At 72.9% G+C, this 9,726-nt stretch carries 10 protein-coding genes; 4 read left to right on the forward strand and 6 right to left on the reverse strand.

The window, feature by feature from the left end:
* Window positions 1–102: 102 nt before the first annotated feature.
* A complete protein-coding gene (locus FHP29_RS10820; RefSeq protein WP_139622873.1) occupies window positions 103–1,056 on the forward strand; it encodes a type IV toxin-antitoxin system AbiEi family antitoxin domain-containing protein in 954 nt (317 codons plus the stop codon).
* A 205-nt stretch (window positions 1,057–1,261) separates the two neighbouring features.
* On the opposite strand, the gene valS is transcribed toward FHP29_RS10820, so the two are convergent.
* Window positions 1,262–3,895 (reverse strand): valine--tRNA ligase, encoded by a 2,634-nt coding sequence (gene valS, locus FHP29_RS10825; protein ID WP_139622874.1) that lies wholly within the window; start codon window positions 3,893–3,895, stop codon window positions 1,262–1,264.
* Between the two features lie 57 nt (window positions 3,896–3,952).
* Between valS and FHP29_RS10830 the strand changes: the two genes are divergently transcribed.
* Window positions 3,953–5,143 (forward strand): SpoIID/LytB domain-containing protein, encoded by a 1,191-nt coding sequence (locus FHP29_RS10830; RefSeq protein ID WP_139622875.1) that lies wholly within the window; start codon window positions 3,953–3,955, stop codon window positions 5,141–5,143.
* Here FHP29_RS10830 and FHP29_RS10835 read toward each other — a convergent pair.
* On the reverse strand, window positions 5,102–6,301 hold the full coding sequence (locus FHP29_RS10835; RefSeq protein WP_240044436.1) for a benzoate/H(+) symporter BenE family transporter: 1,200 nt from the start codon (window positions 6,299–6,301) through the stop codon (window positions 5,102–5,104). The genes FHP29_RS10830 and FHP29_RS10835 overlap by 42 nt on opposite strands.
* Window positions 6,302–6,371: 70 nt before the next feature.
* Here FHP29_RS10835 and FHP29_RS10840 point away from each other — a divergent pair, with 70 nt between their 5' ends.
* Window positions 6,372–6,917, forward strand: coding sequence for a helix-turn-helix domain-containing protein (locus FHP29_RS10840; protein WP_139622877.1), 546 nt, complete (start codon window positions 6,372–6,374; stop codon window positions 6,915–6,917).
* Between the two features lie 27 nt (window positions 6,918–6,944).
* On the opposite strand, the gene FHP29_RS10845 is transcribed toward FHP29_RS10840, so the two are convergent.
* Window positions 6,945–7,244 carry a DUF4873 domain-containing protein gene (locus FHP29_RS10845; RefSeq protein ID WP_139622878.1) on the reverse strand — a complete coding sequence of 100 codons (300 nt, stop codon included), beginning with the start codon at window positions 7,242–7,244 and terminating at the stop codon, window positions 6,945–6,947.
* Window positions 7,241–7,924, reverse strand: a complete 684-nt coding sequence (locus FHP29_RS10850; protein ID WP_139622879.1) for a TetR/AcrR family transcriptional regulator — start codon at window positions 7,922–7,924, stop codon at window positions 7,241–7,243. Before FHP29_RS10850 ends, FHP29_RS10845 begins: the two co-directional genes overlap by 4 nt.
* 63 nt (window positions 7,925–7,987) lie before the next feature.
* On the opposite strand from FHP29_RS10850, the gene FHP29_RS10855 reads away from it, so the two are divergent.
* The gene (locus FHP29_RS10855) at window positions 7,988–8,896 is read left to right on the forward strand and encodes an AurF N-oxygenase family protein (RefSeq protein ID WP_139622880.1); all 909 of its coding nucleotides are present in this window, start codon (window positions 7,988–7,990) and stop codon (window positions 8,894–8,896) included.
* Here FHP29_RS10855 and FHP29_RS10860 read toward each other — a convergent pair.
* Together FHP29_RS10860 and FHP29_RS22200 are read right to left on the reverse strand one after the other, a co-directional pair.
* Complete coding sequence (locus tag FHP29_RS10860) at window positions 8,886–9,302, reverse strand: type II toxin-antitoxin system PemK/MazF family toxin (protein WP_205014019.1); 417 nt, start codon at window positions 9,300–9,302, stop codon at window positions 8,886–8,888. The genes FHP29_RS10855 and FHP29_RS10860 overlap by 11 nt on opposite strands.
* Window positions 9,299–9,726, reverse strand: a 428-nt coding sequence (locus FHP29_RS22200) for a PH domain-containing protein (protein ID WP_158296542.1), incomplete at its 5' end; no start/stop codon positions are given. The genes FHP29_RS22200 and FHP29_RS10860, both read right to left, overlap by 4 nt.

Here is a 9,726-nt window from a genome sequence, read left to right on the forward strand (position 1 = left end):
CCGGGTACGTCGACTCTCCACAGGCCGTCCGAACGACCAGCCTGTCCACAGGCTGCGCCGTCGTCGACGCGGCGAGGCGGACGTTCCGGAGAAGATCCGCGCATGGATCCTCTCCGCATCCTCACCGCCGAGTGCGGGTTCTTCACGACCGCCGAGGCACGCAGTGCCGGCTACGCCGACAAGGACCTCACCCGGATGGTGCGCGCCGGGCAATGGATCCGGTTCCGACGAGGGTTCTACGCCTTCGCCGACGAGTGGGCGAGCTGGGACGACCTCGCGCGCCATCTCGTCCGCTGTCGTGCGGTCCTCCGTTCGCTGGGCGACACGGTGGCGCTGAGCCATGGGTCGGGGGTGATTGCCCACGGCATCGACAGCTGGGGCCTGGACCTGCGCCGAGTGCACGTCACCAGGCTCGACGGTGCGCAGGGACGGATCGAGGGCGATGTCGTCCACCACGAGGGGCTCGCCGTCGAGGACGACGTGATGGCAACCGAGTTCGGCCAGGTGATGCGGCCTGAGCGATGTGTCCTCGAGGCCGCGTCACGTCTCCCGAACGAGCCTGCGCTTTGTGTGCTGGACGCCGGCCTGCGGTCGAAGCTGTTCGACGAACAGACCCTGCGCGCCCGCCACACGCAGATGCAGAGCTGGCCCTACATGCAGCATCTGCAGATCGTCGTGCGGATGGCCGACGGTCGGTCCGGCTCGGTCGGGGAGAGCCGCGGTCGGTGGTGGTTCCGGGTGCTCGGCTTCCCGGCGCCCGAGCTGCAGTGGGAGGTCAAGGACGCCGACGGTCGCCTCCTGGGGATCTGCGACTGGGCATGGCCGGAGTTCAAGACCTTCGGCGAGTTCGACGGCGCCTTCAAGTTCGGCCGCCTGCTCAAGCCGGGCCAGCAGCCGGGCGACGTGGTCTTCGAGGAGAAGAAGCGCGAGGACGCGATCAGGGAGGCGACGCAGTTCGTCGTCGTCCGCTTCATCTGGGTGGACTACGACCGCCCGCGTCTGATGGCGCGACGGCTCGAGCGCTGGGTGCCGCGGTTCCGCCACTCGGCCTCGTGAGGCCCGTTCGCCTCGCGCGTTCGCCTCGCGCGTTCGGGTTGCGGGGCGGGTGCGGGGCGCTGGGCGGTTTCACCACGGGATGTAGGCGAACCGTCGCATCCCGTGCGGAACTCCGCTACAGATGTGCGGGTTCACCTACATCCCGTGGTGAAACCGCCCCCGAGCGCCCCGGAAAGGCCCACCCGAGACACCCACCCGAGACCTCTCAGCCCTCCGCCGACTCCTCGGCGATCTCCGCGGTGACGCTCAGCTCGGTGGTGTCCTCGTCGACGGTGAAGACCAGGTCGCCGACCACGTTGCCACTGCGGCGCAGGTCGTCGGCGGCCTTCTCGGCGGCCTCGACCAGGCGGGCGGGGCCGGTGACCTCGACCCGCGCGAGCGGGGCACGCATCTTGACCTTGGCGGCCGACTTGGCCCCGCGGATGCCGGACAGGGCGGCGGCGACGGCGTCGATCAGGGAGCCGTCGGAGGCGGCGGGAGAGCCGAGCTCGGTGACGCTCGGCCAGGAGGCGCGGTGCACCGAGCCCTCCTGCCACCACGACCAGACCTCCTCGGTGACATAGGGGAGGAAGGGCGCGAGCAGCCGGAGCTGGACCTGCAGGGCGAGGGCGAGCGTGGCCCGGGCCGAGGACGAGGCGTCGCCGTCGCCGGCGTACGCGCGCTCCTTGACCAGCTCGAGGTAGTCGTCGCAGAACTCCCAGAAGAACTTCTCGCTGACCTCGAGGGCGGTGGTGTAGTCGTAGGCCTCGAACGCCTCGGTGGCGCGGCGTACGACGCCCGCGAGCCGGCCGAGCAGGGCCGTGTCGACCGGCTGGCTCACGGCGGCCGCGCTGAACGTGGTGGCGCCGACGCTGCCGAGCACGAACTTGGAGGCGTTGAGGACCTTCATCGCCAGCCGGCGGCCGACCTTCATCTGGGTCTCGTCGAAGGGCGAGTCCAGGCCGGGGCGGGCGATGGCGGCACGCCAGCGGACCGCGTCGGCGCCGTACTTGTCGAGGATCTCGTTGGGCACGACGACGTTGCCCTTGGACTTCGACATCTTCTTGCGGTCCGGGTCGACGATGAAGCCGGAGATCATCGCGTGCGACCACGGCGCGACGCCGTTCTCGAAGTGGGCCCGCACGACCCGCGAGAACAGCCAGGTCCGGATGATGTCGTGGGCCTGGGTGGCCAGGTCCATGGGGAACACCCGCGACCACAGGTCGGGGTCGGACTCCCAGCCGCCCGCGATGTGCGGGGTCAGCGAGGAGGTGGCCCAGGTGTCCATCACGTCCGGGTCGCCGATGAAGCCGCCGGGCTTGCCGCGCTGCTCCTCGGCGTAGCCGGTGGGCGCCTGGGTCGACGGGTCGATGGGCAGCTCGGCCTCGGTGGGCAGCAGCAGCCGGGTGTAGTCGGGCTCGCCCTCCGCGTCGAGCGGGTACCAGACCGGGAAGGGGATGCCGAAGAAGCGCTGCCGCGAGACCAGCCAGTCGCCGTTGAGGCCGCCCACCCAGTTGTCGAAGCGGTGCTTCATGTGCGGCGGCAGCCACTCGATCTGCGAGCCGCGCTCGAGCATCTGCTTGCGGATCGCGGCATCGCGCCCGCCGTTGCGGACGTACCACTGGCGGGTGGACACGATCTCGAGCGGCTTGTCGCCCTTCTCGTAGAAGTTCGCCATCCGCTGGGTCGGCGTCGGGTCGCCGTCGAGGTCGCCGGACTCCCGCAGCTTGGCGACCATGGCCTCGCGCGCGGAGTGGACGGTCTTGCCCTGGAGGTCGTCGTACGCCGCGGAGGCGGTCTCGCTGGAGAGCCACTCCGGGGTCTCGCGCAGGAAGCGGCCGTCGCGACCGATCACGGTGCGGACGGGGAGCTGGAGCTCGCGCCACCACTGCACGTCGGTGAGGTCGCCGAAGGTGCAGCACATGGCGATGCCGGCGCCCTTGTCCATCTCGGCCGCCGGGTGCGCCAGCACGGGGATCTCGACGCCGAAGACCGGCGAGGTGACCGTGGTGCCGAAGAGGTCGGCGTACCGCTCGTCGTCGGGGTGCGCGATGAGCGCGACGGCGCTGGCGATCAGCTCGGGGCGCGTGGTCTCGACGTGGACCGGCGAGCCGTCGGGCTTGTGGTAGGCCACCCGGTGGTAGGCGCCGGCGTAGTCGCGCGCCTCGAGCTCGGCCTGGGCGACCGCGGTCTGGAAGGTGACGTCCCACAGCGTGGGCGCCTCCTGGAGGTAGGCCTCGCCGCGGGCCAGGTTGCGCAGGAACGCACGCTGGCTGACGGTCTGCGCCTTCGCGCCGATGGTCGTGTAGGTGGTGTTCCAGTCGACGCTGAGGCCGAGCGTGCGCCACAGGTCCTCGAAGACCTTCTCGTCCTGCTCGACCAGCTGCTCGCACAGGGCGATGAAGTTGGGCCGGCTGATCGGGATCTGCCGCTTCGGGTCGGGCTTCTCGGGCGGCGTGAAGTCGGGGTCGTACGGCAGCGACGGGTCGCAGCGCACGCCGTAGAAGTTCTGCACGCGGCGCTCGGTCGGCAGGCCGTTGTCGTCCCAGCCCATCGGGTAGAAGACGGACTTGCCCTGCATCCGCTGGAAGCGGGCGATCAGGTCGGTGTGGGTGTAGGAGAAGACGTGCCCGACGTGCAGGCTGCCGCTGACGGTCGGCGGCGGGGTGTCGATGGCGTAGACGTTCTCGCGGGGCTGGGTGCGGTCGAAGCCGTAGGTGTCGGCGTCCTTCCAGCGCTGCGCCCACTTCTCCTCGAGGCCCTCCAGCGCCGGCTTGTCCGGTACGACGACCGCGGCGGGGCCCGCGTCGGGGGCCGGGGCGGTCGGTGCCGGGGTCTGCGTGCTGTCGAGCTCGGTCATGTCCAAAGCCTATTGCGACCCGGCAGCGGGCTTTCAACCGGCAGTTACTCTCGGACGATGCGCCTGTTCCCGGGAACCATCACCACTCTCGCCGCCGGTCTCGCCCTCGGCCTCGCCGGTCCCGGCTCCCTGCCCTCCGCCTCCGCCACCCCTGACGCCGCCCCGGACGCGGCCGCTGCCGCGGGGCCGGAGACGGTGACGCTGACCGGGAGCGGCTGGGGCCACGGCAAGGGCCTGTCCCAGTACGGCGCCAAGGGAGCCGCCCAGCAGGGCCTGAGCTCCGCGCAGATCCTCGACTTCTACTACCCGGGCACGGCACCCGGCCTCGGGAGCGGCTCGGTGAAGGTCCTCATCACCGCCGACACGACCAGCAACGTCGTGGTGCAGCACCGCTCGAAGCTGAAGGTCCGCAGCCTCGCGACGGGACGGACCTGGAAGCTCGGCAAGCGCGGCGCGAAGCGCTGGAAGCTGACCGCGCACGGGGGCGACACGAAGCTCTCGGTCAAGACCGGGCGGTGGCACAAGGTGCGGATCATCCCGGGCCAGGCCGAGTTCCGGGGCAAGGGCGGCACGCTGCGGCTCCACGTCCCCGGCGGCGCCGTCGACTACCGCGGCCGGATCCGCTCGGTCGTCCCCGCGAGCGGCCAGGGCCGCGACACGGTCAACGTGCTGAGCGTCGAGAAGTACCTGCGCGGCGTCGTCCCCTCCGAGATGCCTGCCACCTGGCACCCGCAGGCCGTCCAGGCCCAGGCGGTCGCCGCCCGCACCTACGCCGTCTTCGAGCGCGACAACAACGACCGCGGCGTCTTCGACGTCTGGGACACCACTCAGTCGCAGGTCTACCGCGGAGTCGCCGTCGAGAAGGCGGAGTCCGACGCGGCGATCCGGGCGACGGCACGCCAGATCCGGACGTACGGCGGCGCGCCGGCGTTCACACAGTTCTCCTCGAGCAACGGCGGGGCGAAGGCCGCCGGCGGCGCGAGCCAGCCGTACCTTGCCGCCGGTCCTGATCCATACGACCCGAAGACCGGTTGGCAGCAGATCGTTCCCGCTACCGCGATTGAGCAGGCGTACCCGGGGATCGGGGACTTCACGGGCTTGAAGGTGACGACCCGCGACGGCAGCGGTGACTGGGGTGGTCGCGTCGTGAAGATCGAGGTGGCAGGCACCAGCGGCACTGTCACCGACGAGGGCGACGACTTCCGGTCACTGCTGGGCCTCAAGTCCACTTTGTTCACGGTCGGGTAACGCGGGGTCTCGCCCTGCTCGCAGGAACCACCGCAGCAGCAGGCCGGCGACCAGCGCCCAGAACGCGGCACCGATCCCGAGCACGCTGATGCCGGACGCCGCGACGACCAGCGTCGCGGCGGCGGGCTCGCGCTCGGTCGGGTCGGAGAGGGCGTCGCCGAGCGCGGCGCCCAGGGTGCCCAGGAGGGCCAGGCCGGCGGCGGCCTGCATCACCCCGTCGGCCGCCGCGGCGACCAGTGCGGCCAGTGCGGTGCTGCCGACCGCGAGCACGAGGTAGGCGACCGACGCGCTGACCGCGGCGATCCACCGGCGGCGGGGGTCCGGTCCGGCGGCCGGTCCCGCGGACAGCGCGGCGCTGATCGCCGCGAGGTTGATGGCGTGCCCGCCCGTCGGTGCGCCGACCACGGTGCCGATCCCGGTGACCGCGAGCGACTCGCGCCACGGGACGCGGTAGCCGAACCCGCTCATCACCGCCGCGCCGGGGACGTTCTGCGAGGCCATCGTGACGACGTACAGCGGCACGGCGATGCCGACGAGGGCCGACAGGGACCAGGTGGGGGTCGTCCAGGCGAGGTGCGGCGCGAGCTCGGCCGCGTCGATGCGCGCGGTCGCGACGACGGTTCCGAGCGCGACGACCAGCGCGCCGGGCACCGCCCACCGCGGCGCCAGGCGCAGCAGGAGCAGCCACGCGACGACGAGCGGAGCGACGGCGGCGGGGGAGTCGACCAGTGCGGTCACCGGCGCCAGGCACAGCGGCAGCAGCACGCCGGCGAGCATCGCGCGGGCCAGGCTCACGGGGATGGCCGCGACGAGATCGCCGACACGCGGGACGAGGGCTGTCAGCACGATGAGCACGCCGGTGGCGACGAAGGCCCCGACCGCGGCCGGCCAGCCACCGGTGACGCCTGCCGAGGTCGCCAACAGCGCGGCGCCGGGCGTCGACCAGGCGAGGGTGACCGGGATCCGGTGCCGCAGCGAGAGCCAGAGCATGCCGAGCGACTGGGTCACGAGGAGGGTCGCGAGGCCGGAGGCGGCCTGGTCGGCGGTGGCGCCGACGGCCGTCAGCCCCGCGAGCACGACGACGAAGGAGCTGCTGAACCCGACCAGCGCCGTGACGATCCCGGCCAGCACCGGGCCGTGGGTACCCTCCTCGGACACGCCGCCTCCTCGCGCACGGGGAACGCCGGCGGCGTTCCGTATACAGAACACTCTAGGTGGAGAGGGCCCGATGGCGCGAGCGACGGAGCCGACCGGGGCGGGGGCCGGCGTCGGCGCCCGGATCCGGGCGCTGCGCGAGGCCCGCGGCCTCTCCCTCTCGACGCTCGCCGCCGAGGCCGGCATCGGGAAGGGCTCCCTGTCCGAGCTCGAGACCGGGCGGCGCAATCCGACGCTGGAGACGCTGTACGCCGTCGCGACGCCGCTCGGCGTGCCCCTGGCCGCGCTCCTCGACGACCACGACGGCGCTGTGGTCGGCGACGAGGGCGTCGTCGCGACCCGGGTGCGCGTCGTTCGCGAGCCGGATCGCACGACGGAGGTCTACCTGCTCCGGCTCGCGCCGGGCGCGGAGCGCGTCTCGCCGGCCCACCCGGTGGGCGTCGAGGAGCAGTTGGTCGTATTGGTCGGGTCGGGCTTCGTCGAGCACGGCGACGGCCCGGTCCCGCTCGCGCCCGGCGATCACGTCCGCTTCGCCGCCGACCGGCCGCACGCCTACCGCGCCGGCCCCGACGCCCTCGAGGCGGTCAACGTGATCGTCACTCCCGTCACATCCGTTTGAGCCTGGACGAAGAAGCTCCCGCCCGCCTCAGAACGGCGGCCGCCCCGTCCCGCTGACCCGGAACCGGCCCCACGGGTCGATGTCGGCCACGGTGCCGTCGGCCTCGCCGTGGGCGGTGCGCAGGACCACGGCGGAGCCGCTGCGGACCGACCCGAGCCCGGGGGAGACCGCGATCCGGCCGTACCAGTGGAAGTGGCCGTCGAGGGGCTGGAACGCGCCGCGCAGGGTCACGGACACAGGGTGGTCGGTGCCGTCGACGACGAGGACCGCCGGACCGTCGTACGCCTCCTGCGGCTCCTGCGGCTCGGGGCCGCGGGTCGCGCTCATCGATGCTTCTCCGAGCGGATCGGGGTCACGTCGCCGTCGCCCGCGTCGAGTCCGGAGAGGTCGACGCCGCTCTCGGCCGCCGCGCCGGAGAGCGCGTGCCAGATGAAGTCGCTGAGATAGCGCGCGGCCGCGGCGCGCGAGACCGTGTGCCGCTCGAGCCACCACTGGCCCACGGAGGTGCCGAGGCCGACGACGGCGTGGGCCCACGGCTCGGCGGCGCCGGCGTCGCCGCCGAGGTGGCGCAGTGCGTCGCCGAGGAGACGGGTCAGCTTCGCGGCGATCTGGTCCTTGCCGGGGCCGAGCGGGTCCTGGCCCGACGTCGGGCGGCTGAGCAGGAGGAAGGCCTGGGGATGCTCGGCGAGGGTGTCGAGGTACGCCGCGACGCCCGCCGTGACCCGGTCGCGGGCGGTCGCGGGCGCGAGGACGGCGGAGAGGACGCGGGCGAGGACCAGGTCGGCGGCCCAGGCGCCGACCGCCGCGTGGAGCTCGCCCTTGTCGGCGAAGTAGCGGTAGAGGACCGGCTTGCTGACGCCCGCCTCCGCGGCGATGTCGGCCACCGACGCGTCGGGCCCGAGGGTGTCGATCGTGCGGACCGCCGCGAGGACGAACTCCTCGCGCCGCTCGGCGCGGTGCCGGTCCCACCGGGTGGTGCGTCCGTCGCTCTTGACGTTGGGGGCCATGGGCGCGAGTGTACTCTTAATGTTACCAGCGGTAATAGTTAGATCCCTCCCAGGAGGCACCCCGTGACCCTCGTCGGTGACGCCCCCGGTGGCAGTGCCCCGGACGCGCTCGCACAGCGGCTGCTGCGCTCGACCGCCCGCCAGTCCTACGACCCCGAGGTCGACCTCGACTGGAGCGCTCCGCCCGTCCCCGGACTGTGGTGGATGCAGCCGGAGCGGATGTCCCTCTACGGCACGCCGCTGTGGCGCGGACTCAGCGAGGAGCAGCGGATCCTCCTGTCGATGCACGAGGTCGCCAGCATCGCCAGCGTCGGGATCTGGTTCGAGATCGTCCTGATGCAGATCCTGCTCCGCGACGCCTACCGCCAGGACCCCACCTCGGCCCGCACCCAGTTCGCGCTCACCGAGGTGGGCGACGAGACCCGGCACACGGTGATGTTCGGCCGTGCGATCGGGTCGATGGGCGTGCCGGCGTACGGCCCCCGCCCGACGCCCCACCGTCTGGCGCGCCTGGGACCGCTCGCACTGCGCGGAGCGAGCGCGTACGCCGGCATCCTCATCGGCGAGGAGCCCGTCGACCGCTGGCAGCGGGAGATGATGCGCGACGAGCGGATCCAGCCGCTCACCCGCATGGTCGCCCGGATCCACGTGACCGAGGAGGCCCGCCACGTCACGTTCGCGCGCGAGGAGCTGGCCAAGGCGGTGCGCGGGCTGGGCCGCACGAAGCTGCGCTGGCACCAGGCGCTGACCGCGCAGGTCGCCTTCGTGACGATGCGTTCCCTGGTCCACCCCGACGTCTACGCCGTCGTCGGGCTCGACCCCCGCGAGGCGCGCCGCCAGGCGCTCGGCAACGAGAGCTATCGGGAGACCATCGCCTGGATGGGGGAGAAGGTGATGCCGGTGCTGCAGGAGAGCGGCATGGTGGCCGAGCGCGATCGCAAGGTGTGGCGAGCGTCCTTCCTCATGCGCTGAAGCGCCGCCGGGCGGCGACGACCTCGGCGTAGCGGTCGGGCGCCAGGACGGCGCCGATCCGGCGTACGTCGGCGGCGTCGAGGACGAGCAGCCGGTTGAGGCGGACCTCGCTGGGCCTGCCGCGCGGATCCCACGCGCCGGCGCCGATGTCGATCCAGTAGCGGCCCGCCGCGGCCTCCTGGGCCTCGTCGCGGTCGTGGTCCTTGCTCGTCATCGTCAACGCGTGCAGGAGCGTCCGGCCGTCGCCGTCTGCGGCGGTGCCGATCACCAGGACCGGCCGGTCCTTGCCCCGGGTCGGGTCCTCCTCGTAGGGGACCCACGCCCAGACGACCTCTCCCGGATCGGGCCGGTCGTCCGCGACCGGCGCGTAGGTGCCGTCCGGCTGTTCGCTGACGGGAGGGTTCACCGAGCCTCCAGGAACTGTCCGACGAGGCCGGGGGTGGCGGCCTCGGCCAGGGCGATCGCCGCCTCGGTGGGTACGTCGAGGACGCCGACGGCGCCCTTGCCGCCGGCCGTGGTCGCGGCCAGCGTCACCAGGCCCGCCCGCCGCTGGAACCAGGTCGCGCGCTGGTTCCAGCCGATGACGTGACCGGACGCGACGGCGTCGCGGGTGCGCAGGATCGAGCCCGAGCGCATCACGACGTGGCCCTCGAGGAAGCCGTGACCGAGAGCGCGGGACCGGTCGGTCGCGAGGGCGAGCGCCACGAGCGCGGGGAGGACGGCCCCGGTGAGCAGCCAGGGCGGGGCGCCGGCGACGACCGGGATCGCGGACGCCGCCACGAAGGGCACGGCGCCCAGCAGGGCCCGGGTGTAGCGCCGGGTGGTCGCGG

Origin of the sequence: Nocardioides albidus (assembly GCF_006335005.1) — a bacterium.
In the GTDB taxonomy this organism is placed as follows: Bacteria; Actinomycetota; Actinomycetes; order Propionibacteriales; family Nocardioidaceae; genus Nocardioides; species Nocardioides albidus.

Bases quoted from the DNA above. Each gene is read 5' to 3' on its own strand.
- FHP29_RS10820 (WP_139622873.1), top strand. From the start codon at position 103: ATGGATCCTCTCCGCATCCTCACCGCCGAGTGCGGGTTCTTCACGACC.
- valS (WP_139622874.1), bottom strand. From the start codon at position 3,895: ATGACCGAGCTCGACAGCACGCAGACCCCGGCACCGACCGCCCCGGCC.
- FHP29_RS10830 (WP_139622875.1), top strand. From the start codon at position 3,953: ATGCGCCTGTTCCCGGGAACCATCACCACTCTCGCCGCCGGTCTCGCC.
- FHP29_RS10840 (WP_139622877.1), top strand. From the start codon at position 6,372: ATGGCGCGAGCGACGGAGCCGACCGGGGCGGGGGCCGGCGTCGGCGCC.
- FHP29_RS10845 (WP_139622878.1), bottom strand. From the start codon at position 7,244: ATGAGCGCGACCCGCGGCCCCGAGCCGCAGGAGCCGCAGGAGGCGTAC.
- FHP29_RS10850 (WP_139622879.1), bottom strand. From the start codon at position 7,924: ATGGCCCCCAACGTCAAGAGCGACGGACGCACCACCCGGTGGGACCGG.